The organism is Bacillus sp. cl96 (assembly GCF_900100505.1).
GTDB lineage: Bacteria > Bacillota > Bacilli > Bacillales > Bacillaceae_G > Bacillus_A > Bacillus_A cereus.
Genome location: NZ_FNDM01000016.1, coordinates 35336 through 57496 on the forward strand (window position 1 = coordinate 35336; position 22161 = coordinate 57496).

The following is a 22161-nucleotide window of genomic DNA, read 5'->3' on the forward strand; positions in this document are numbered from 1 at the left end:
AACTTTTACTTTTTCCGTTACATGATTAAAACTATAATTCCCCTATCCTTTCAAATAAAATTGACTTGTATTTTCATATATTGTTTTTGCGACCTTATCAATGGATATGTTTTTTATAGAACTAATTTCCTTTAATACCTCTCGAATCATTCTTGGGTGCGTTATAACATCCTCTTGAAATTCCCACGGACCATCTGTTTCTACCATCATATATTCAAGCGGATAATACGAAACGATTTTTCTAATCTTCTCCTTATGTAAAACATCCGGTGTAATCGAAATATAATAACCATTTCTCATCATCCGTTTCATTGTTTCATCGCTTCCTTTAAACCAATGGAAGTGTGCACGTGAAACTTTATATTTCTCTAGCAAATCACATACAATGTCAGCATCTTCATAAACTGCGTGTAATACAATCGGCAAATTATACTTACTAGCTAGTTCTATAAATTTTTTCAATACAGCTATGTATGGATCTGCAGCAATTCTTTCATCTTCTTTTCTCAAATAATAGGGCAAACCTACTTCACCAATCGCAACAATTTCCTCTGCGTTCTGTTCAATAAGTTGATAAATCTGTTCACACTCTTCTTTATGAATCTGTTGCTCTGGATGAAACCCTATCGCTGGATATATAAAGGAATACTTCTTCGCTAAAGATAACGTTTCCTTACAAGATTGATAATTCATAGATACCGCAATAAGCCCCTTTATTTCTTTACTATTTTCCACCTCTTTTAGTAATCTGCTCTTCTCTTCATCCTTATATTGATCAACATGTATATGACTATCAATCCATTTCATCTTTATGCCCCCATAAAAAAAACAAGAAAGGACTTCCTTTCTTGTTTTAGCATCTATATTATTTAACAATTAAGTTTGTTATGATATCAAATAATCCAATACACACTACGGCAACAGTAAAGTAGCTACAGAAATCTTTAATTGGTAACTTCACTACTTCTTCTTTACGCATCCCATTTTTCTCCCTTCTTACTAGATCCCTAATTATTTTTCTATCTGTATCTATTATGCAAAAAATATGACAAATTTACTATCGAATTAACTTACGTAAACCTTACAATGTTGTAAGGTTTAAAAAAGATCCCCATCTTTATTCAGATGAGGATTATTAAAAATTAGTTGGTTTTTCATTCTTCATTACAAACAGAAAGTAATACATTGATACTTTCTAGTTACACTATATGAAAATTACTATCTTTTAACTATCGAATTACATTACAGAAGGCTTACATGTTTGTAAGTTATGTGTAATGTAATTCGATAGTTCTCCTTACTTATATTTCGTACAATAAAGTTAGAAAGTAAGCCAAATAAGAAGAACAATCACATAACCAAATTACATTGCTAGTAGCTACTCTTCTTATACCTTTCACCCATGCTACTACAATGTACCCCCTTCCCCTTTATATAACAAAAAAGCCTTAGTCCATATGGACTAAGGCTTTTTTGTTAACCTTAAAAATACCCTTACCCAGTATTTTTATTTTCGACAAAAAATAGCTGGGGGTATATTTCGCTATCTCACCGTTAAAAGTTTACTCTTCGCATTTATAGGAATATTTGCAACCTCAATCTCTTCAATGGACTCACCGTAACGCCCTTTTGCAAAAACCTTTAATGCTTCATCTCTCTTTAACATATGCTTAACCGTTTTCTTTATTTTCTGCTCTCTACCACGTTCATCGAATGCAATAAATTCATATTCATACCACTCATCACCGATATGCTGACCAATTGTATTCACAACCGTATAGTATTCTTTCGTCTTATAAAATGGATTATATTTATCGATAACCGGTCCAAGTTTCGTAGGCAGTAACATTACTACTATCACTATCATCGCTATTATAGTAGTGATCATTTTTTTCTTCATAATAAACATTCCTCCTCTGCAGGATATATATACATCCATTTTAAAAAGGGGGAATAAAATCTACTATTGAATCTCATTACATTACACTTACATTTTTGTAAGAATTAAAAAAGGTGAACGAATTTACTCGTTCACCTTTTAGCTTGCTTTAAAGCCACCGCCAAGTACATCACGTACATCATGTATAACAACGAAAGCATCTTCATCTACCCGGCTAATAACTTGTTTTAACTTAACAAGCTCTTGTTTATTAATAACAACATATAAAACTTCTTTATTTTTACCAGTATATCCGCCGCGCCCTTCTAATACAGTAACACCGCGTGTCATATTTTTCGTAATAGCTTCACGAATTAAATCTGGTTGATTCGAAATAATCGTAACAGCCGTTTTTGTGTCCATTCCTTCTACAATGAAATCAATCACCTTCGCTCCAATGAACACAGCCACAAGTGTATACATCGCCTTTTCTTGCCCTATTATAAATACAGAACCAGCAATTACAACAATATCAATAATTAGTACGCCTTTACCTACACTCCAACCTAAATATTGATTTGCTAACTGAGCTAAGATTGCTGATCCTCCCGATGTACCTCCGGCTTTGAACATACAGCCTAATCCAATGCCCACAAATAAACCAGCAAATAAAGCTGCTAATAATGTATCACTATTTACATGATACTCAATATGTTCTGTAACGTATAAAAACAAAGATGTTTCTACAATCCCTAAAATTGTATAAATCATTGTTTTCTTATCAAAAAATTTATAACCAACAGCTAGTAAAATTGCATTTATAGCAAAGTTCACAATTCCTGGTGACCAATCAAATAAGTAGTACGTAACAACCGTTAAACCAATAATTCCACCTTCCGATAAACGGTTTGGAATTGCAAAGTAATTAATACCAATTGCGAATAATAATGAACCAATTGTAATTAGTGTTATTTCCTTTATACGTTGATTAACCATAGTTCATACCCTCCCCCCATTTGACATTGTATCACTATCTCCTAGAGGTTTAGAAGTGGTTTTTATTCCGCATTTTCCCTCTTAAAAATTGAAATATTATGTTTAAACAGAGGGTTGATTAATTATTCATATTTGCTCTAACTGCACGGACAAATCGCTCCACATTCCCTTTCTGAATATACTTAGCGCGAATGGTTTCATGACTACAAGTAAATTCAAAATACGGATGAAAATCTATGCTATCTATATGCAAATATGAATACTCTTTAAATGTTGAAGAATAGTACGGAAATTTCCCGTAAAAAAGGAGACGTCTAGTAGTGGCAACAAAAACCCCATGTTGATACGATAATATAAAATTATCCTTCTCAAATATCCCTACCACAAAAGCCAGAATCTTTTCATCATCATCTACATACTTTTTCATACTCGATAAAAGTTCATTCATGCATATTCCTCCAAATTCTATTCACTGCATTAACACTTGAAAAGAATCCATGGATTATTACAGACCGGTTTAACTCCTTTATAAAGTATGAAACGCGTTTCCTGTCAAAGATATTTCAAAAAAATAATCCGTTATGCGATTATACACATAACGGATTACGATTAAACTGTAGAGCGTTCCACAAGTTCGTATGGAATTTCCAGCTTTTCTTGTTCAGAACTCTCGTCATTCACTTTTCTATGCAACATTTCAAAAGCAGTTTTCCCTATCTCCTTTAAATTTTGATCAATAGTTGTCAATTGTAACACTTGCGAGATAGGTTGATTATCAAAGCCAATAATCGCTAAATCCTCAGGAACTTGAACCCCTAATTTTTCAACCTCTGTCATAACCCCAATCGCAACTTCATCACCTGCTACTATTAATGCTTCAGGAAGATCCTGCATCTCTTTTAACTTATGAGCCACTTTTACACCATCTTCTAGTGTAAAACATTCTGTAAAAATCCATTCTTCATTAACCTCTTCGTCTATAGATTGCAATTGCTGTTTATAAACATCAAAACGTTTTTGGCTACTTGGCCCTAATTTCCTTCCCGTGCAATAACCAATTTTTTTATAACCTTTCTCAATCAAATAATCCATTCCTAATTGAAAGGCCGCTGAATGATTCGTATATACACTTGAGATGTTTGAAATATCATTGTCTTCACAAGCAATTATTGCGCCGTAAGAAGCATACGGTTCTATCGTTTCCCAATCATTTGCACGTGAACAAATAATAAGACCATCCAATTGTTTTGTTTTTAACATATGTAAACTTTTCATTTCTTCTTTTTTATTATAATTCGTTTGGCAAAGTAGCACCCTGTAATTATGCGCTAACGCAGTCTCCATCATTCCGCTCACCATCGCATCAAAACACGGATGATTAATATACGGTAAAATCACACCAACAATATTCGTTTTTCCTTTTGATAAATGAACAGCATTTGCGTTTTGCGAGTAATTCAATTTCTCAACTATCTCTATAACCGCTTTCCTTTTTTCTTCACTTACATATGGGTGATCATTCAACACTCTCGAAACAGTCGTAACTGAAACTCCCGCCATCTTTGCAATATCTTTAATATTAGCCATACACTCACCTCTACCTTTAACTTAATGAATCTCATGAACATATGTCAAATCTTCTTATCATTACACCTTCATTCGTTTCTCTTACAAAAGTGTAATTTTTCTGTAAGCTAATTCGATAGTTACTTTCCGCAACATTTCATACAATGGAGTCAGAAACAGGGTAACAACTATTCGAAAAGGAGCGGATTAATATGATGAACAAAATGAAAACGAACAATTTCTTACATACAATGGGCATGGTATTTTCCGCTCTTATCGACGCAAAAGCTGTTGCTTCTACATTAAACAAGTAAGGAGAATATATTATGAATAACATCACTTTTAACAAATTAGATTTTTTAGGACTAGCTAGTGGCTCGCTTCTTCTTACTGCTTTTATTTACGCCGCTACGCTTGTATAACTTTGTGTCCCCTTTCCCCTTTATTATAAATAGTAATAGAAAAGACGACCGTCTATGCCCGGTCGTCTTTTCTTATTTTTGATTTGATTGCAAAGCTTCTTTTAACTCCTCAAACTTCTCATTTAATTGATCTGTCATCATTTTCATAGCGGTTTTTCGATCTATTTGTTCTCCAGCCTCAATTTGAATTGGATCTCCAAAAATCAATTGTGCCTTTTTCCCCTTTATTAATTCTTTTACACTTGATGGACCAACATAAGCTGCCGGCACTAAAGGTACATTAGAACGCATCGCAATTGTCACAGCACCCGCTTTTAATGAAACATCTTCCGCTGATCTTGTTCCACTCGGAAAAATCCCTACTACCTTTCCTTCTTTTAATAAACGTGATGGAATTTTAAGTGTACTTGGTCCTGGATTCGCACGATCTACAGGGAATGCATTTACATTTTTAAAGAACCAATTTTTGAATTTCCCTTCAAATAATTCTTTTTTGGCCATGTAATGAATTTGAGTTGGATACATACCTGTAGCTAACATTAATACATCCATAAAACTTGTATGTGTACATGCAACAACATACGGTCCACCTTCTGGTAGCTTTTCTCTTCCTTGTACTTCTACTTTCCCAGCTGTTTTAAATATATATTTCAACAAAAATGTAATTGGTTTATACATTTATTTCGTTCCTTTCTAAACATCCGAAGTATAATCATATTCTTATAATAATTATAACACTAAGTTTTAGGAGTTGGTAATAAAATTAAGGATGAATTGTTAAATTTCAATTCTTACAAAAGTGTAATTTTCTTGTAAGCTAATTCGATAGTTACTTCTTACTATATTTCATACAATTAAGTCAGAAACAGGGCAACAATTATTCGAAAAGGAGTGGATCAATATGATGAACAAAATGAAAACGAACAATTTCTTAAATACAATGGGCATGGTATTATCGGCTCTTTTCGATGCAAAAGCTGTTGCTTCTACATTAAACAAGTAAGGAGAATGTATTATGAATAACATTGCTTTTAACAAATTAGATTTTTTAGGATTAGCTAGCGGCTCTCTTCTTCTTACTGCTTTCATTTACGCTGCTACGCTTGTATAACTTTGTGTCCCCTTTCCCCTTTATATAGAAAAAGACGACCGTCTATGCCCGGTCGTCTTTTTAATTTTTTCTTTCTTTCAATTCTTTTAAAAGCTGTATCAGCTCAGCTTGTTGTTTTATCTTTTTACGACCATTTCGATTAATTGCTGCAAGCTCACAGGCAACTCCGACGGCGAAGAAAAACAATAAACTTTCTAACATGTGAAATCCTCCATTTGCCTATTAAACAGCTTGACGTAATTGCTCTTCTTGTAAAACTCTCTTATTTATATTTTCTTCTTTTCTCTGACAAACGTTATTGCGAATAAGCGCTGCAATAACAAGTACAGTCCCTATAATATCAAACATTGTGATCTGATACCCTTGCATCATCATAATAACTAAAGTCGTAATTGGTACAAAATTAATAAATAAAATCCCATTAATGGATGATAAAATTTTCACACCATAGTTCCAAGCAAGTAGCGCTACAATACCTGGCAATGTCATCATAAATAACAAATCGTACTTCACAATAGAAATCGTTCCCATACTAGGAACTGAAACATATCCAAGCGACGTAATAATTACCGTTATAATTCCTGTAACAGTCGTACCGAATACACACGTCAACGTAGAATAACGTAATGTTGACCAATCACTACACGTTTGACCACCCATCGTATAAATAACCCAGCCTACAACACCAATAAATATAAATGCTAATGAGAACATATTATCTTTCAATGTTACAAAGAAACTCATGTCACCTTTTGTAATAACAAACACAGCTCCTACAAAAGCAATAACCATACTCGTTATCATATACTTCTTCGGTTTTATATGCTTATATCCCCATAAAATACAAATAGAAATCATCGGCATAAGTGATTCCATAATGGAAGCTACCATTACACCCGACTTACCCATTAACATTTGCCCTAAAAATATGAGGACATTATATACTGTAAATGCCATCGTTCCAAAAAAGACGAGTAACTTTCCTCTTCCCTCTAAACGAAATGCCTGTTTTCCTTCTTTCATTAACAACAATACAATCAGCATTATCGCCACTGCTCCATAACGAATAAGAGAAAAATAAAATGGATCTATGTATTCTAGCGCATGATCAGCAACTGGAAACATCGCTCCCCATGACATACTCGCAATTAAACACGCTAAAGCCCCTATTATCATTTGACCTCTTCTCACCACAATCCCCCGTTTCTTTCTATTTGCACAAAGAGAATTGTAAAAGAAAAAATATATCACGTAAAATGATTCAAAATGATGTTAACTATCATTTATAATGATAGTTAACATCAAGGGGGATTACAAAATGGAATTACGAGACTTACAAATCTTTAAAAGCGTTGCCGACCAGGGTAGTGTAAGTAGCGCAGCAAAGGAATTAAATTATGTACAATCAAATGTAACTGCACGTATTAAACAACTAGAAAACGAATTAAAAACCCCACTCTTTTACCGCCATAAACGAGGAATGACTTTAACAGCTGAAGGAAGAAAAATGCTCGTTTATGTTAGTAAAATTTTGCAAGATGTCGACGAACTAAAACAAGTATTTTTAGATAGCGAAACACCTTCTGGTATATTAAAAATCGGTACAGTCGAAACAGTAAGTACACTGCCTACCATTTTATCTTCTTACTATAAAAGCTATCCGAATGTCGATTTATCATTACAAGCGGGTCTAACAGAAGAATTACTTAGAGAAGTACTTGATCATCAATTAGATGGCGCCTTTATATCAGGTCCTATTAAACATCCACTAATCGAACAATACGATGTTAGTACAGAGAAATTAATGCTTATAACACAAAATAAAGCCTTTCATATAGAAGAATTTACAACAACGCCTCTACTCGTTTTTAACCAAGGATGTGGATACCGCTCCAAACTAGAACGTTGGCTTAAAGACGAAGGTTTGCTACCAAAAAGAATTATGGAATTCAATATATTAGAGACAATATTAAACAGTGTTGCACTCGGTCTCGGAATTACACTCGTACCACAGTCTGCTGTCCATCATCTTTCTAAAGCAGGTAAGGTACATTGTCATGCAATCCCTGAAAAATACGGCAGTATTTCAACGGTTTTCATACGCCGTAAAGATAGCTATATGACGAATTCAATGCGTAGTTTTTTAAAAACAATTGAAGACCATCATCATATCAATATGCTGTGAAAGACATTCTTACATGAATGTCTTTTTTTCTTACAAAAGTGTAAGTCTTTCGTAAGCTAATTCGATAGTTGGAAGTATCCATATTCCCTATAATTAAGACATAAGCAGGGCAACAACTATTCGAAAAGGAGCGGATACGCATGATGAACAATATGAAATCAAATAAATTTTTAAATACAATGGGCATGGTGCTATCCGCACTTGTCGATGCAAAAGCTGTTGCAACTACATTAAACAAATAAGGAGAGATTATAATGAACAACATTACTTTCAACAAATCAGACTTTATCGGACTTGCAAGTGGAGCTACTCTTCTTACGGCTTTCATTTATACACTTGCTCAAGGTCTTATTTAACACTTTGTTTCCCCAAACCCCTTTATATATAGAAAAAGCTGCTCGTCTTATAGACAAGCAGATTTTTAGTTTGTCCCGCTTTAATGGGCAGTAAGACCCCCTCCTCAAAATTCAGCGAAAGCAAAGAAGTTAGGTGGGGGGTCGTGCTGCCCATAAAAGTCCGATTGGTGAAGGCTAATAATCAGTGGGGGATGAAGAACCCCCACACTGATTAAAGTTTCACTTTATTTCATATACAATTTGACCTGTTTTCGTAATATCATATCCGCCAATCGCATTTAATTCATTATGAAATTCTTCCGATTGCAGAATGTCTTTCACAACTTCAATCAGCTCTTCATTTTCTTTATTCTTCAAAATTACTAAATCATACTGTTCTTTCATGATTGGAATAAAGTCCACATTTACAATTTGCGAAAACTTTTCTGAACCTACTCCTACATCAGCTTTTCCATTTGCAACTTGCGTGGCAACACCAAGATGATTCGATTCTTCCCATTCATATCCACTAATATCAGCTTTATTTAATTTTCGGATTCGTAATTGTTCATCCACTAACACTCTAATACCAGAACCCTTTTCTCGATTCACAAACTTTATAGTGGACCCGGATATGTCAGCCCATGTCTTTATTTTCTTCGGATTTCCTTTTTGAACATAAAACCCTACATTTCTGGACAATAAATTAATCATAAGACATGGCTGTCCTACTAAAATACGTTTTACGTAAGGAATATTATATGTACCCGTTTCACCATCAAACAAATGCAAACTAACGATACTTCCTTCTCCTTGATACATTTTCACTAAACTCGTTAAGCTACCTTGATACGCTCTTAAAACATTAGAACTTGGCAAACGATTTTCTATACGTTTAGCTAACATATCTAACGTTAGTTCTTGACCACTAATAATACACGTGTTCAAGATACTACTATCATCGTTTTTCACAGGATTAACTTGTACTTTCCCTGTTTTCATTTGCTTTATATATTGATCTAAATCTGCTGCATCAATGCGCATCTGTCTACCAACTCTATAAGAAGGAAGTTCTCCTTTTTTAATTAAGTCGTATACAGTTAATTTTGATACTTTTAATCGCTTTGCTACTTCTTCCGTTGTGTAGGAATGATGATCCATAGACGATTCCTCACTTTCTCCTTTCATTGTAACAAAGAAAAGAATATTTCTCCTATTTTTTAAAAATAGACTTATGTTCAAATTATATTCAATTATAACTAGTTATATTTAGTTATATTTAGTTATAATTAGATGTGTCAAAATGAAAGGGGACTTTTTTATGAATAAATTTATATTACGTTCCATCGGGGCACTTATACTTTCTTTCCTTCTTATATTTAGCGCTGCTTGTACAAGTGGGGAAAAGCATACAAAGTCAGCTGCTAAAGAGGATAAAACAGTTGAACTGACTATCTCAGCTGCTGCAAGCTTACAAGATGCATTAAAAGAAATCAAAAAACAATATAAAGAAAAAGAGCCAAATATCAAACTTTCTTTTAACTTCGGTGCTTCTGGAGCACTTCAACAACAAATTGAACAAGGTGCACCTGCTGATTTATTCTTCTCAGCAGCAGAAGATAAATTCCAAACCCTTGTAAAAAAAGGATTCATTAATGAAAAAGAAGGGAAAAATCTTCTTGGAAATGAACTAGTTCTAGTCATCCCTAAAGATAGTTCTCTTACAAAATTTCAAGATTTAAAAGATGAGAAAATCAAAAAAATTGCACTTGGTACACCTGAATCTGTACCTGCTGGCAAATATGCAAAGGCTTCTCTAACACACGAAAACCTTTGGAATGATGTTCAAAATAAAGTCATATTTACAAAAGATGTTCGCCAAGTGTTAACATATGTAGAAACAGGGAATATCGATGCTGGTATCGTATACAAAACAGATGCTCTCATTTCGGATAAAGTAAAGATTGGTGAGACAGCAGCAGCTACTTCTCATGAGCCAATCCACTATCCTTTAGGTGTTATAAAGGAATCTAAACATAAGAAAGAGGCGACTTCATTTTATGAGTATTTGCAGTCAAAAGATGCACAATCTATTTTTAAAAAATATGGATTTACAGTCCTGTCGTAATTACTATGAGCATTGATGCTATTTTATCGCCTGTCTTTCTATCTTTAAGAGTAGCTGCATGCGCCACTATTCTCGTTACAATTTTAGGGACAATTGTCGGGCGAGCACTAGCTCGCTCCTCATGGCGATATAAAGTACTATTAGAAACCATATTTTTATTACCAATGGTACTTCCACCAACTGTTATCGGCTTCTTTCTCATTATCATCTTTGGAAACAACAGCCCGATCGGAAAGTGGGTTGAATCATTATTTCAGCAGTCTATTATGTTCACATCTACTGCTGCGATCATTGCTTCTACAGTTGTTGCATTTCCGCTTATGTACCAATCAGCGAAAACGGGATTTTCTATCGCAAATGTACAAATTGAAGAAAGTGCTCGTGACCTTGGCGCAAGTGAATATCAAGTTTTTCTGCACGTTACACTTCCGCTCGCATTTCCTGCCCTACTAAGCGGGATGATTTTGAGCTTTGTCCGCGCGCTCGGTGAATTTGGTGCTACACTTATGTTTGCCGGGAACATTCCTGGTAAAACACAGACAATCCCAACTGCAATTTACATGGCTATTGATGCAAGTAATATGCAACTCGCATGGACACTTGTAGTTATTACTATCGGTATGTCACTCGTATTTCTACTATGTATTCAACTTATTAATAAAAGAATTACTAACTCTTAAAGCAGCTTTTTTCGAAGCTGCTTCTTTATTTCTTAGGAAATAAAATATACCACCGGGAAATAACTGAATTTTACCTCTTATTAAAATATACATTTTATTTGAATTCACTTTCTAAAATAGGCAATTTCCTGTTATTATATGGAGGTGTTTCAAAAAATGAAGAAATGAAAACGCATTTATATCGTGAATTCTTCATCCTGTTTTAGCGATCGGTAATCTTCTACTCTATTAGTGGGGCATTACCGATCGTTAGAACGATATGTAACTATATTGGTATAGCAAACCGAAGGGAGTCTTGTAATGGACATTTTATTAGCGCTTCTTCCTGCAATTGCATGGGGAAACATCTTATTAGTAAGCGTAAAAATGGGCGGTGGTGCATATAGCCAAACGGTAGGTATGACAATCGGTGCTCTATTCTTCGCAACAATTATGTATGTATTTACTCAACCAGCTTTAACAATGACAATCTTAATTGTTGGTTTTATTTCAGGTTTATTCTGGGCTTTAGGACAAGTAAACCAATTAAAAACAGTTGAAAAACTAGGTGTTTCAACTACTGTAACGATTTCTACTGGTATGCAACTTGTTGCAACTTCTATCTTTGGGGTTATCGCTTTCCGTGAGTGGACTACTACTACAACGATCATTCTGGGAACGATTGCAATCCTATTAATCGTAGTTGGTGTTGTATTCACATCATTAGATGATAAAGAAAATGCTCAGCCACCTGGACAATTGAAAAAAGGACTTCTTACTTTAATTGTTTCTACTTTCGGCTATCTTGTATATGTAATTATTATTCGTTGGTATAATATCGATGGTTGGTCTGCTATTTTACCACAAGCAGTTGGTATGTTTGTTGGTGCGGTTGTACTGACGTCTAAACATAAACCATTTAACAAATATGCAATCCGTAATGCTTTGTCTGGTTTACTATGGGGAACTGGAAACTTATTCTTACTTCTTTCATTACCACGTGTTGGAGTAGCAACAAGCTTCCCATTATCTCAAACTGGAATCGTTATCTCAACATTCGGTGCGATTGTATTCTTAGGTGAAAAGAAAACAAAACGTCAATTGATCTTTATTGCACTAGGTAGTGTTTTAATTATCGGCGGCGCTGTATTACTTGGTATGACAAAAGCATAATCTTATATTCTATTAGTAAACCCCTGAAGCATATGTACTTCAGGGGTTTTTTAATTCTAATTATTTTCTAGATATAATTATTTGTATGTTCTTGCCCCTTATAATTGCTCTTCCACTCTAGCAAACCAGCTACACATATAAAGAGATTAATAATAGCTAATATTAGCATGAATTTCCTCCTTCTCATTATCCATTCCATCTACGGTAAGTCTTTTCTTTTTACAAAATTCTCTTAAAGATGATATCGTTTTTATAACATATCTCTACTAGAAAGGAATAAAGGATATGCTAACTAAACATCGAATTTTATTTATTGGTGCCGGTCGTATGGCAGAAGCTATATTTTCCGGATTACTTAAAACAAGCAAAGAGTACATCGAAGAAATTATCGTCTCTAACCGAAGCAACATAGAAAAGCTAAAACAGTTACTACATCGATATAATGTGTCTACTACAACAGATTGGAAACAGCATGTTACATCTGTTGATACGGTTGTTTTAGCAATGCCACCTTCGGCTCATGAAGAGTTATTAGCTGAGCTATCTCCGTTAATATCAAATCAACTAGTCGTAACAGTAGCAGCTGGCATTGGACCATCTTATTTAGAAGCTAGACTCCCAAAAGGCACGCCTGTTGCTTGGATTATGCCTAATACAGCTGCTGAAATTGGAAAGTCTATCTCCTTATATACAATGGGACAATCAGTAAACGAGATACATCAAGAAACCCTGCAACTACTTTTAAAAGGTATTGGTACTTCGCAACTTTGTACTGAGGAAGAAGTTCATCAGCTTACTGCAGTTACTGGAAGTGCACCAGCCTTCCTTTATTACTTTGCTGAAAGCTTAATTGAAGCAACAAAAAGTTATGGAGTTGATGAAGAAACCGCAAAACATCTTGTCATTCAAATGATTTCTGGCTCTGCTTCTATGCTTGAACAAACGCAAAATCCAGCTAACCTTCGCGAACAAGTAACAACGCCAGGTGGTTCCACAGCTGAAGGTCTCAAAACTTTATACGAATATAATTTTTCAGAGGCAATTCAAAAAGCAGTAGAAGCAACAAACAAAAAAGCTAGGGGGAAATAATATGATTTTAACAAGTTTAAAAGACTATACAACATTACATAACGGTGTAAAAATGCCTTGGTTTGGTTTAGGTGTTTTTAAAGTAGAAGATGGTTCAGAAGTAATTGATTCTGTAAAAGCAGCAATTAAAAATGGCTACCGCAGCATCGATACTGCAGCAATCTATCAAAATGAAGAAGGCGTTGGGCAAGCGATTCGTGAATCCGGTGTTTCACGTGAAGAATTATTTATTACCTCAAAAGTATGGAATAGCGATCAAGGATATGAAACAACGCTTCAAGCATTTGAAACTACATTAGAGAAATTAGGTCTAGAATATTTAGATTTATATTTAATACATTGGCCTGTAAAAGGGAAATATACTGAATCATGGAAAGCATTAGAAACACTTTATAAAGATGGCCGTGTTCGCGCTATCGGTGTGAGTAATTTCCACATTCACCACTTACAAGACGTATTTGAAATTGCTGAAATTAAGCCAATGGTCAACCAAGTGGAATACCACCCACGTTTAGCACAAGAAGAGTTACATGCATTCTGTAAAGAACATAATATCCAGCTTGAAGCTTGGTCACCATTAATGCAAGGACAACTACTAGATAATCCAACGTTACAAGAAATTGCGACAAAATATAATAAATCAACTGCGCAAATTATTTTACGTTGGGATTTACAAAACGAAGTTGTAACAATTCCCAAATCAATTAAAGAACATCGCATTATTGAAAATGCAAACATCTTCGACTTTGAATTAAGTGCTGATGATATGAAAGCAATTCAAGCTTTAAATGAAGATCGTCGCGTTGGTCCAGATCCAGATAACTTTAACTTCTAGTAGAAAAACCACTGCCATATGCAGTGGTTTTTTCATTTAAGAAAACTGAAAATTTAAACTATATTTCATTTAGTTGACACTTCATTATTCAAGGTGTAAGATTTTGAATTATCAAAGAAACAAAAAAATTAATAAAATTTATTCGTTTACTCATTGTATCAAGAGAGGTGGAGGGACTGGCCCTTTGAAACCTCGGCAACAGGTTCATTTTGAATACTGTGCCACTTCCTGCAAGCTTTATGCTTGAAAGATAGAATGAGGGACTTCGTTTATATACGGGTGCATAACTTGTACGTAAAAATCCCTCTTTCTCAATATGAAAAGAGGGATTTTTTATTTTTCATTTCCCTCATCATCATCCAAACTTAATTATTTAGGAGGAAAATCAAATGAAAAAGAAGTTTGTACCCGGTATTGCATCAGTTGTAGGAGTAAGTATTTTATTAACTGGTTGCGGTAGTTATAAAAACGAAGCAAGCGGAGCAAATGCAAAAGACGAGGCACCTAGTAAACAGGTTTTAAACTTATCTTCACCTACTGAAATACGAACAATGGATACGGCTCGTGCTACAGATACTGATTCTGGTCAAGTAATGAGAAACGTATTTGAAGGTTTGTATAATCTTGGTGAAGGTAACAAACCTGTTCCTGGTGTTGCAAAATCTCATGAAGTAAGTGGCGATAAAACGAAATACACATTCCATTTGCGAGATTCAAAATGGTCAAATGGCACTCCTGTTACAGCTAAAGATTTTGTGTTCGCTTGGCAACGTGCCGTAGATCCAGCAACAGCCTCTGAATATGCATTTTTATTCTTTGATATTAAAAACGCAACAAAAATTAACAACAAAGAACTTCCAGCCGACCAACTTGGTGTAAAAGCAGTTGATGACCATACGTTTGAGGTAGAATTAGAGCGTCCTGTTCCTTATTTTATTAGCTTAACAGCGTTCCCAACATTTCTACCAATTAATGAGGAATTCTTTAAAGTACAAGGTGATAAGTACGCTTTAGAAGATAATACAATCTTGTACAATGGAGCTTTTACACTAAGCGATTGGAAGCACGAACAAAGCTTTAAATTTAAGAAGAACCCTACCTATTGGGATAAAGATACTGTCAAACTAGAAGAAATCAATTTTAATGTCGTAAAAGAAAAATCAACAGAAGTAAATTTATTCGAGTCAAAACAATTAGATCGTATAAAACTAACATCTGACTTCGTCGATAAATATAAAAAGGATGCTAACTTTAAAGAACGTCCAAACGTAGGCGTACAATTTTTACGTATGAATCAACAAAACAAAGTACTTCAAAACGTTTCTGCACGCCAAGCAATTGATCAAACAATTGATAGAAAATCCTTTGTAAATACGTTATTAAATGATGGCTCTACACCAACATTTGGTCTCGTTCCAAAAAACTTTGCAAAAGGACCTGAAGGAAAAGACTTCCGTACTGCAAACGGCGATTTAACAAAAGTTGATACAAAATCTGCACAAGAGTTATGGAAAAAAGCTAAACAAGAGCTTGGTTCTGAAAAGATAACATTAGAATTATTAACGAGTGATGCTGACCTTGATAAGAAAACTGGTGAATTCTTAAAAGGACAACTAGAAAAGAATCTAGATGGATTAACAGTAAATATAAAACCTCAGCCGCGTAAGCAACAAGTTTCGCTTTTATTAAAAGGTGACTACGAAATCGGAATTGATGGCTGGAGCCCTGACTTTGCGGATCCAATTACATTCCTTGAGCTATTTACAACGAATAACCCTTATAACTTAGATCATTACTCTAATAAGGAATTCGATGAAACAATAGCAAAAGTGAAAACAACTTTAGCTGGTGATGAAAAAGCTCGCTGGGAAGCATTACTAGCATCCGAGAAAATATTATTTAAAGACTCTGTTATCGCTCCTCTTTACCAAAAAGGCGAATCTTATTTAGAACGTTCTTATGTGAAAGGAATTGTGCAAGTAGACTTTGCAGGTCAATTAAACTTCAAGTGGGCAAAAATTGAAAAATAAAGTGAAACTTTAATAAGTGGGGGTTTCTTCATCCCCACTTATTATTAGCCCACACCAATTGTTTTTTTAGCAAAATATATTAAAAATAGGTTCTCTCACACATGAGAATCTGCTTTTTTAATATATTATTCTGAGAAATTAACAATCTATTTTTATTATTGACATATAGTTCTTTTCAGTGTTAATATTCTAAATAATCAAAGAAACAAAATATTTCACCATCAAAATATAATGTCTACTACGTTGAAACATATAACGATAGATTATAGTTCGACATGTATATACATATAGAACACCTGATTACCTATAAACAAATATTTATAATAGGTTTTATCTCCTTCTATAGCTACTTCAAGACACGGACATTATGACGTTACGAACAACACATTTAGGGAGGAACGAACAATGAAGAAAAAAGTTGTACCTGTTGTTGCATCTGTTTTAGGGGCAAGTCTATTACTAACTGCTTGCGGGGGAAATAAAGATAATGCAAGCGGAGCGAAAGCAAACGATAAAGCACCTGATAAACAGGCAATTAACTTATCATTCGCTTCAGAAATTCCAACAATGGATGTTGCAAAAGCAACGGATGGGGAATCCATGAACGTAATGCGTAATGTTTTTGAAGGGCTATATGCAATGGGAGAAGATAATAAACCGGTTCCTGGTGTCGCTGAGTCGGTTGACATTAGTCCCGATAAAACAAAATATACATTCCATCTCCGTGATTCAAAATGGTCAAACGGTACTCCTGTTACAGCAAAGGACTTTGCCTTCGCTTGGCAACGTGCCGTAAATCCTGATACAGCAGCTGAATACGCATTCTTATTCTTCGATATAAAGAATGCGAAACAAATAAACCAAAAACAATTGCCAATTGATCAACTAGGGGTCAAAGCTGTTGATGATAAAACGTTAGAAGTACAACTAGACCGTCCTGTTCCCTACTTCTTAAGCTTAACTACATTCTCAACATTCTTACCAATTAATGAAGAGTACTTAAAGTCTCAAGGCGATAAATATGGTTTAGAAACAAATCATTTAATTTATAACGGTGCTTTCACATTAGATAACTGGAAACATGAACAAAGCTTCCAATTGAAGAAAAATCCTAACTATTGGGATGCTAAAACTGTAAAATTAGAAGAAATCAACTTCAATGTCGTTAAAGATAAGTCTACAGAAGTGAACTTATATGATTCAGGACAAATTGATCGTGTTGCTTTAACTGCAGAGTTTGTTGATAAATATAAGAGCGATCCAAACTTCAAAGAACGCGCTGAAGTCGGTATTCAATTCTTACGATTAAATCAGAAAAATGAAACATTAAAAAATCAACATGCACGCCTTGCTATTAACGGCGCAATGAATAAAAAAGCTTACGTAGAAACAATCTTAAATAACGGCGCTGTTCCAGCTGAAGGAATGGTTCCTGCGAAATTTGCAAAGAGCCCAGAAGGCAATGACTTCCGTAAAGAAAATGGAAATCTAGTCAAGGATGATGTGAAAACAGCTAAAGAAAACTGGAAAAAAGCAAAACAAGAACTTGGTACTGACAAAGTAACAATCGAACTATTAACAAGTGACAATGCTTTAGCTAAAAAGACTGGTGAATATTTAAAAGGTGAATTAGAAAAGAACCTAGATGGATTAACAGTGAATTTAAAACCACAACCACGTAAACAACAGCTAAAACTACTATTAAGTGGTGACTATGAAATTGGTATTGACGGCTGGGGCCCTGACTTCGCTGATCCAATTACATTCTTAGATTTATTTACAACAGATAGTGCTTATAACTTCGATAAATACTCTAACAAAGAGTACGATGAGCTAATTCATAAAGTGAAAACAGATTTAGCTGGCGATGAAAAAGCACGCTTTGAAGCAATGAAGCAAGCTGAAAAAATTCTATTACAAGACGGCGCTGTCGCTCCTTTATACCAACAAGGCCGTTCTTACTTACAACGCTCTTTCATTAAAGGACTTGTAACAACTGACTTCGGTGGTGAGTTTAACTACAAGTGGACAGAAGTTACAAAATAATAAGTGCTAATAAAAAGGTATCCCACCGAGGATACCTTTTTATTTTATACTTCTTTAACTACAGAGCTTCTTCTTCCCTTTACCATTCCTTTTATAGCTAAAGTCATCACTGCTACTGATTGTGTAACCAATACAATAACTAATAATGAAATAATATTTCTCTCTAAACTAACTCCTCCAAATATTATTGTATAATAGCCATTCGCTGCATATGTTGCAGGAAATAATTCACTAATTGTTTGATATGTTTTAGAAAGCATTTCATGTGGCACAGTTACAACCATTTGTGTTAATGAAAGAAAGGCGAAAAAGACTATTGTCAATAATCCTCTTTTCCTTCTTTTTGCATTGAACCAAAACTCATCATAAATATAAACACAAACATCAAATATGTTCTCCACGTCAAAGAAGGTATATGCCCTGACCAAAGATAGCTAACTAAATAATTAATTCCCATAATACAAGACGATATTACTAAACTAATACTTATTAGTTTTACATATTTGAGCATATCTTTTCTCCTTGTTTTTATTTTTCTACTTCTTCAAACTGTAGATTCACCGGATCTTCTAAAAGTGTTTCATAAAAGTTCTCTGCCAAATCTGTTGAAGGGATTTTTTCATCTACTTCATCAAATCGAATACTATCTAGCCACACACAACCTTCTCCTGATAATAAAACACCAAATGCAATACCAGGTGCTTCTTCTTTTATATCTAATACAACCGAGTACGATTGCCAGTTATTCGTATTTTTAATGGGGCGATTTTGCATATTATCCATAGCGAGCGGTTCTGTATCTTTTCCATCTACTCGCATCCACAATCCTGCCCAATCTCTTACATTTTCACTCTTAATAAATGCTGTAAAACGTAATCTCTTCCCTACATATTTATCCGCTCGGAACATTTGCATTAATGTTGAAAATCCTCCATGCGTAACATTCTCTTTTGCTTTTATGTATGCAGATACTTTTCCTTGATGGACAACTTCATAATCTAAACCCATCTCATATTCAGCAGGATGACTTCCACTTAAGATCCATCCTTTCGGTATACCTTTTTGCATTGAAACACCCTCTCTTTCTATATAAAATGACTGAAAGTACTTTCGATATTTCTTTGGTGGCAATTGAAACATTCTTTTAAAAGCTCTCGTAAATGCCTCTTGTGAGGAAAAACCGTATTGCACTGCAATATCAATAACAGCTCTCTCCGTTGACACTAAAACTTGCGCAGCATGAGTTAACCTTCTCTTTCGAATATAATCTGTTACACTCATCCCAACATATCTTTGAAAGATGCGATGAAAATGGTACATCGATACTGCACTGTGGGATGCCACTCTTTCTGTTGTAAGCTCCTCATGTAAGTGATTCTCTATATATTCAATTGATTTTTTTATTATCTCTTTATATTCTTCATGCATTTTAGCCCCTCCCTCACAACTTCAATTTACCATATACATACAAATCGTTTTTGATTTAAATTGCGGATTAGTCCTTGTGACTGCAGGATAATAATTTATTTTCAACACATACATAATTACATGTTTTTGGGAAAAACTTGTATAGAACGAATTTACATAAGGAGGAATTTATAATGAGAATTCTACTATCAGTTTTATTAGCTCTTATGCTAGTACCGGCATTAACAGGATGTAAAGCTCCTGCCAAAGAAGACACAACTTCTAATAAAAAGACGACTGAAGAAGCAAAAAATGAGGCTCCTGCAGATTTAAAACTAAACTTCAATGAATTCGATTTAAAGGCAGACTACCAAGATACAAAGAAAGACTACGAAGCAGACTATAAAAATGTAGCAGCTGACAAGAAAATGGAAGCAAAAATTGAAGATCATAAAGCAGATGTAAAATTAACAGGAGACGAGGCTATCACAAAATTAAGCCCACTTCTACAAGAATTAAAATTTGATAAAGATACTCCTGATCAAGAAGTAATCGATCAAGTAGTGAACGTGTTCAAACTTGATAAAGACTATCAAAAATTCGATTTAGAAGTTGTCTTCTCTGATGGAACGAAAAAAGAATATAAAAGAGAAATAAAATAAAGAAGTAGGCGGTTGCCTACTTCTTTATTTTTGCATATCTTAAATCTGGTTTAGATCCAACATAATATTGAAGTCCAGATACCGTTTGTTTTTGTAAATAGGAATCCGACGGGAATATAATTGGAATTAATGGTGAATCTGTAAACATAATATCTTCCGCTTTATGCAATAAATCAAAACGCTTATCTTCATTTTGTTCTACTTCTGCTTTCTTCACTAAAGCATCAAATTCTTTATTATGCCATTTTGCATAATTGTTTGGACCATCACCTGCATATAAATCTAATTTAGTAATTGGGTCTAATAGAGAACCGCCCCATCCCATATAAGCTAATTGGAAATCACTTTGCTTATATGTGTCGATGTAACTCTTCCACTCTTTATTTTCTAATTTAATATCTACGCCAAGATTTTTCTTAAACATTTCTTGCATTGCTTCTGCTACTTTTTTATGTTGTGTATCTGTAGTGAATTTTAATGTTACTTCAGGTAATGTAGACCAGCCTTGTTCTTTCATACCTTCTTCTAATAATTTTTTCGCTTCTGCTGGATCAAATTTAACGTAACCACCTTTTTCTTTACGGAAATCACGCCCACTTTGTGTTTTTGCTCCTTCTGGAACGAATGCATTTGCTTCTTGTGCATTGTTTTTATACAGTTTTTCAACAATAAACTTACGATCAACTGCTAATGAGAATGCTTTACGTACTTTCGCATTTGTGAACGGCTCTTTTTCTACGTTAAACGAATAAATATAAGATGAAAATCCTGCAACACGTTTATATTCTTTATTTCCTTTTTCTTTCTCAATCATTTCTTGCGGTAAACTACTTAGTAAATCTAATTCTTTTGATTTGTATAATTGGTACGCTGTTTTAGAATCTGGAATAATACGAAACTCAATTTCTTTTAATGTTACCTTTTTATCATAGTATTCTTTATTTTTTTGTACCGTAATAGCCTGATTATGCTTCCATTCTTTTAATGTGAATGGTCCGTTCGTAATTAACTCTTTTGGATCTGTTTTTAATTTATTATTATCATCAATTGATTTTTTTGATAATGGAATGAATAATGAGCTTGCTAATTTTTGTTTAATGGAAGACACTGGGTGCTCAAGTGTTACCTTTAATGTTTGAGGATCAACAACTTGAATACCAACTTGTCCTTCTTCACCTTTTCCAGTATTGTATGCCTCTGCCCCTTTAATAAAATACATTTCTGTCGCATTCATAGAACCCGTTTTCGGATTTAATAATCGCTTCCATGCAAATTCAAAATCATTTGCTGTAATAGGAGAACCATCTGACCATTTAATATCTTTCTTTAAATGAATTGTATACTCAGTTCCATTAGCATTTACTTCTTCTTTCTCTGCTAATTCATTTTGATATTTTCCATCACTATCTTGCGTATATAAGCTTGAGAATAAATGTCCAATTACATAACCTGAAGTACTATCTGTCGCAATAGCGGAATCAAGTGTATATGGATCGCTACCAATATTCGTTACTAATCGATCTCCTTCTCCCTTACCAGCACTCGCCTTTTGCGTCTCTTTCTTACCGCAAGCGACAGAAGTAATTGCTAAAACAGTCATAATGACAAACAGTAAAAACTTCTTCATCCTACATTCTC

Annotated in this window: 25 protein-coding genes and 1 riboswitch; of the genes, 12 read left to right on the forward strand and 13 right to left on the reverse strand. The window is 34.3% G+C overall.

All coding sequences use genetic code 11. The features are described from left to right. Positions 1-42: 42 nt before the first annotated feature. The 5 genes from BLT20_RS25655 to BLT20_RS25680 form a co-directional block, all read right to left on the reverse strand. Positions 43-807, reverse strand: a complete 765-nt coding sequence (locus BLT20_RS25655; protein ID WP_000871103.1) for a TatD family hydrolase — start codon at positions 805-807, stop codon at positions 43-45. Between the two features lie 736 nt (positions 808-1543). Beyond that, a complete protein-coding gene (locus tag BLT20_RS25665) occupies positions 1544-1900 on the reverse strand; it encodes a YxeA family protein (protein WP_000728423.1) in 357 nt (118 codons plus the stop codon). 138 nt (positions 1901-2038) lie between these two features. After that, on the reverse strand, positions 2039-2875 hold the full coding sequence (locus BLT20_RS25670; RefSeq protein WP_000248045.1) for a YitT family protein: 837 nt from the start codon (positions 2873-2875) through the stop codon (positions 2039-2041). A 118-nt stretch (positions 2876-2993) separates the two neighbouring features. After that, on the reverse strand, positions 2994-3323 hold the full coding sequence (locus tag BLT20_RS25675) for a PH domain-containing protein (protein WP_001004245.1): 330 nt from the start codon (positions 3321-3323) through the stop codon (positions 2994-2996). 161 nt (positions 3324-3484) lie between these two features. Then, the gene (locus BLT20_RS25680; RefSeq protein WP_001273905.1) at positions 3485-4462 is read right to left on the reverse strand and encodes a LacI family DNA-binding transcriptional regulator; all 978 of its coding nucleotides are present in this window, start codon (positions 4460-4462) and stop codon (positions 3485-3487) included. A gap of 305 nt (positions 4463-4767) precedes the next feature. Between BLT20_RS25680 and BLT20_RS25690 the strand changes: the two genes are divergently transcribed. After that, a complete protein-coding gene (locus BLT20_RS25690; RefSeq protein WP_001060007.1) occupies positions 4768-4863 on the forward strand; it encodes a DUF3948 family protein in 96 nt (31 codons plus the stop codon). 72 nt (positions 4864-4935) lie between these two features. On the opposite strand, the gene BLT20_RS25695 is transcribed toward BLT20_RS25690, so the two are convergent. Beyond that, positions 4936-5541 (reverse strand): lysophospholipid acyltransferase family protein, encoded by a 606-nt coding sequence (locus BLT20_RS25695; protein WP_000277778.1) that lies wholly within the window; start codon positions 5539-5541, stop codon positions 4936-4938. A gap of 337 nt (positions 5542-5878) precedes the next feature. On the opposite strand from BLT20_RS25695, the gene BLT20_RS30320 reads away from it, so the two are divergent. Continuing rightward, on the forward strand, positions 5879-5974 hold the full coding sequence (locus tag BLT20_RS30320; RefSeq protein ID WP_001059387.1) for a DUF3948 family protein: 96 nt from the start codon (positions 5879-5881) through the stop codon (positions 5972-5974). 60 nt (positions 5975-6034) lie between these two features. Here the strand turns inward: BLT20_RS30320 and BLT20_RS25705 are convergent, their stop codons facing one another. Together BLT20_RS25705 and BLT20_RS25710 are read right to left on the reverse strand one after the other, a co-directional pair. Further along, on the reverse strand, positions 6035-6175 hold the full coding sequence (locus tag BLT20_RS25705) for a YrzO family protein (RefSeq protein ID WP_000894065.1): 141 nt from the start codon (positions 6173-6175) through the stop codon (positions 6035-6037). Between the two features lie 21 nt (positions 6176-6196). Continuing rightward, positions 6197-7165 carry a DMT family transporter gene (locus tag BLT20_RS25710; RefSeq protein WP_002004285.1) on the reverse strand — a complete coding sequence of 323 codons (969 nt, stop codon included), beginning with the start codon at positions 7163-7165 and terminating at the stop codon, positions 6197-6199. 127 nt (positions 7166-7292) lie between these two features. Between BLT20_RS25710 and BLT20_RS25715 the strand changes: the two genes are divergently transcribed. Both BLT20_RS25715 and BLT20_RS25725 read left to right on the forward strand, forming a co-directional pair. Continuing rightward, complete coding sequence (locus BLT20_RS25715) at positions 7293-8159, forward strand: LysR family transcriptional regulator (RefSeq protein WP_000423037.1); 867 nt, start codon at positions 7293-7295, stop codon at positions 8157-8159. A gap of 254 nt (positions 8160-8413) precedes the next feature. Beyond that, positions 8414-8515 carry a DUF3948 family protein gene (locus tag BLT20_RS25725; protein WP_001060017.1) on the forward strand — a complete coding sequence of 34 codons (102 nt, stop codon included), beginning with the start codon at positions 8414-8416 and terminating at the stop codon, positions 8513-8515. Between the two features lie 219 nt (positions 8516-8734). Here the strand turns inward: BLT20_RS25725 and BLT20_RS25730 are convergent, their stop codons facing one another. After that, positions 8735-9655, reverse strand: a complete 921-nt coding sequence (locus BLT20_RS25730) for a substrate-binding domain-containing protein (RefSeq protein WP_033684624.1) — start codon at positions 9653-9655, stop codon at positions 8735-8737. 160 nt (positions 9656-9815) lie between these two features. Between BLT20_RS25730 and modA the strand changes: the two genes are divergently transcribed. The 7 genes from modA (at position 9816) to BLT20_RS25765 (ending at position 18454) form a co-directional block, all read left to right on the forward strand. Then, positions 9816-10622, forward strand: a complete 807-nt coding sequence (modA, locus tag BLT20_RS25735) for a molybdate ABC transporter substrate-binding protein (RefSeq protein ID WP_001031843.1) — start codon at positions 9816-9818, stop codon at positions 10620-10622. 5 nt (positions 10623-10627) lie between these two features. Further along, positions 10628-11302: a molybdate ABC transporter permease subunit gene (modB, locus tag BLT20_RS25740; protein ID WP_000020526.1), complete on the forward strand. Its 675-nt coding sequence runs from the start codon at positions 10628-10630 to the stop codon at positions 11300-11302. A gap of 300 nt (positions 11303-11602) precedes the next feature. Next, positions 11603-12454 (forward strand): GRP family sugar transporter, encoded by an 852-nt coding sequence (locus tag BLT20_RS25745; RefSeq protein ID WP_000353544.1) that lies wholly within the window; start codon positions 11603-11605, stop codon positions 12452-12454. Between the two features lie 285 nt (positions 12455-12739). Continuing rightward, on the forward strand, positions 12740-13543 hold the full coding sequence (proC, locus tag BLT20_RS25750; protein ID WP_000956248.1) for a pyrroline-5-carboxylate reductase: 804 nt from the start codon (positions 12740-12742) through the stop codon (positions 13541-13543). Between the two features lies 1 nt (position 13544). Next, on the forward strand, positions 13545-14378 hold the full coding sequence (locus tag BLT20_RS25755; RefSeq protein WP_000604193.1) for an aldo/keto reductase: 834 nt from the start codon (positions 13545-13547) through the stop codon (positions 14376-14378). A gap of 152 nt (positions 14379-14530) precedes the next feature. After that, positions 14531-14635: riboswitch (SAM riboswitch) on the forward strand. A gap of 132 nt (positions 14636-14767) precedes the next feature. Then, positions 14768-16408 carry a peptide ABC transporter substrate-binding protein gene (locus tag BLT20_RS25760; RefSeq protein WP_000726482.1) on the forward strand — a complete coding sequence of 547 codons (1641 nt, stop codon included), beginning with the start codon at positions 14768-14770 and terminating at the stop codon, positions 16406-16408. Between the two features lie 405 nt (positions 16409-16813). Next, the gene (locus tag BLT20_RS25765) at positions 16814-18454 is read left to right on the forward strand and encodes a peptide ABC transporter substrate-binding protein (RefSeq protein ID WP_000731086.1); all 1641 of its coding nucleotides are present in this window, start codon (positions 16814-16816) and stop codon (positions 18452-18454) included. Positions 18455-18498: 44 nt separating this feature from the next. On the opposite strand, the gene BLT20_RS25770 is transcribed toward BLT20_RS25765, so the two are convergent. The 3 genes from BLT20_RS25770 to BLT20_RS25780 are packed head-to-tail and all read right to left on the reverse strand — an operon-like array spanning position 18499 to position 19882. After that, positions 18499-18777, reverse strand: coding sequence for a hypothetical protein (locus BLT20_RS25770; RefSeq protein WP_000156944.1), 279 nt, complete (start codon positions 18775-18777; stop codon positions 18499-18501). Then, on the reverse strand, positions 18774-18965 hold the full coding sequence (locus tag BLT20_RS25775) for a hypothetical protein (RefSeq protein ID WP_000922547.1): 192 nt from the start codon (positions 18963-18965) through the stop codon (positions 18774-18776). Before BLT20_RS25775 ends, BLT20_RS25770 begins: the two co-directional genes overlap by 4 nt. A 17-nt stretch (positions 18966-18982) precedes the next feature. Further along, positions 18983-19882 (reverse strand): helix-turn-helix transcriptional regulator, encoded by a 900-nt coding sequence (locus BLT20_RS25780; RefSeq protein WP_073340070.1) that lies wholly within the window; start codon positions 19880-19882, stop codon positions 18983-18985. Positions 19883-20055: 173 nt separating this feature from the next. Here BLT20_RS25780 and BLT20_RS25785 point away from each other — a divergent pair, with 173 nt between their 5' ends. Continuing rightward, complete coding sequence (locus tag BLT20_RS25785; RefSeq protein ID WP_001221552.1) at positions 20056-20523, forward strand: YusW family protein; 468 nt, start codon at positions 20056-20058, stop codon at positions 20521-20523. Positions 20524-20539: 16 nt separating this feature from the next. Here the strand turns inward: BLT20_RS25785 and BLT20_RS25790 are convergent, their stop codons facing one another. Further along, positions 20540-22150 carry a peptide ABC transporter substrate-binding protein gene (locus BLT20_RS25790; RefSeq protein ID WP_000714117.1) on the reverse strand — a complete coding sequence of 537 codons (1611 nt, stop codon included), beginning with the start codon at positions 22148-22150 and terminating at the stop codon, positions 20540-20542. Positions 22151-22161: the final 11 nt, after the last annotated feature.

Excerpts from the sequence above, each read along its gene's own strand:
- BLT20_RS25665 (WP_000728423.1), bottom strand. The coding sequence starts at position 1,900 with ATGAAGAAAAAAATGATCACTACTATAATAGCGATGATAGTGATAGTA.
- proC (WP_000956248.1), top strand. The coding sequence starts at position 12,740 with ATGCTAACTAAACATCGAATTTTATTTATTGGTGCCGGTCGTATGGCA.
- BLT20_RS25705 (WP_000894065.1), bottom strand. The coding sequence starts at position 6,175 with ATGTTAGAAAGTTTATTGTTTTTCTTCGCCGTCGGAGTTGCCTGTGAG.
- BLT20_RS25695 (WP_000277778.1), bottom strand. The coding sequence starts at position 5,541 with ATGTATAAACCAATTACATTTTTGTTGAAATATATATTTAAAACAGCT.
- BLT20_RS25760 (WP_000726482.1), top strand. The coding sequence starts at position 14,768 with ATGAAAAAGAAGTTTGTACCCGGTATTGCATCAGTTGTAGGAGTAAGT.
- BLT20_RS25670 (WP_000248045.1), bottom strand. The coding sequence starts at position 2,875 with ATGGTTAATCAACGTATAAAGGAAATAACACTAATTACAATTGGTTCA.
- BLT20_RS25680 (WP_001273905.1), bottom strand. The coding sequence starts at position 4,462 with ATGGCTAATATTAAAGATATTGCAAAGATGGCGGGAGTTTCAGTTACG.
- BLT20_RS25690 (WP_001060007.1), top strand. The coding sequence starts at position 4,768 with ATGAATAACATCACTTTTAACAAATTAGATTTTTTAGGACTAGCTAGT.
- BLT20_RS25775 (WP_000922547.1), bottom strand. The coding sequence starts at position 18,965 with ATGCTCAAATATGTAAAACTAATAAGTATTAGTTTAGTAATATCGTCT.
- BLT20_RS25675 (WP_001004245.1), bottom strand. The coding sequence starts at position 3,323 with ATGAATGAACTTTTATCGAGTATGAAAAAGTATGTAGATGATGATGAA.
- BLT20_RS25655 (WP_000871103.1), bottom strand. The coding sequence starts at position 807 with ATGAAATGGATTGATAGTCATATACATGTTGATCAATATAAGGATGAA.
- BLT20_RS25780 (WP_073340070.1), bottom strand. The coding sequence starts at position 19,882 with ATGCATGAAGAATATAAAGAGATAATAAAAAAATCAATTGAATATATA.
- modB (WP_000020526.1), top strand. The coding sequence starts at position 10,628 with ATGAGCATTGATGCTATTTTATCGCCTGTCTTTCTATCTTTAAGAGTA.
- BLT20_RS25725 (WP_001060017.1), top strand. The coding sequence starts at position 8,414 with ATGAACAACATTACTTTCAACAAATCAGACTTTATCGGACTTGCAAGT.
- modA (WP_001031843.1), top strand. The coding sequence starts at position 9,816 with ATGAATAAATTTATATTACGTTCCATCGGGGCACTTATACTTTCTTTC.
- BLT20_RS25745 (WP_000353544.1), top strand. The coding sequence starts at position 11,603 with ATGGACATTTTATTAGCGCTTCTTCCTGCAATTGCATGGGGAAACATC.
- BLT20_RS30320 (WP_001059387.1), top strand. The coding sequence starts at position 5,879 with ATGAATAACATTGCTTTTAACAAATTAGATTTTTTAGGATTAGCTAGC.
- BLT20_RS25765 (WP_000731086.1), top strand. The coding sequence starts at position 16,814 with ATGAAGAAAAAAGTTGTACCTGTTGTTGCATCTGTTTTAGGGGCAAGT.
- BLT20_RS25785 (WP_001221552.1), top strand. The coding sequence starts at position 20,056 with ATGAGAATTCTACTATCAGTTTTATTAGCTCTTATGCTAGTACCGGCA.
- BLT20_RS25755 (WP_000604193.1), top strand. The coding sequence starts at position 13,545 with ATGATTTTAACAAGTTTAAAAGACTATACAACATTACATAACGGTGTA.
- BLT20_RS25730 (WP_033684624.1), bottom strand. The coding sequence starts at position 9,655 with ATGGATCATCATTCCTACACAACGGAAGAAGTAGCAAAGCGATTAAAA.
- BLT20_RS25715 (WP_000423037.1), top strand. The coding sequence starts at position 7,293 with ATGGAATTACGAGACTTACAAATCTTTAAAAGCGTTGCCGACCAGGGT.
- BLT20_RS25790 (WP_000714117.1), bottom strand. The coding sequence starts at position 22,150 with ATGAAGAAGTTTTTACTGTTTGTCATTATGACTGTTTTAGCAATTACT.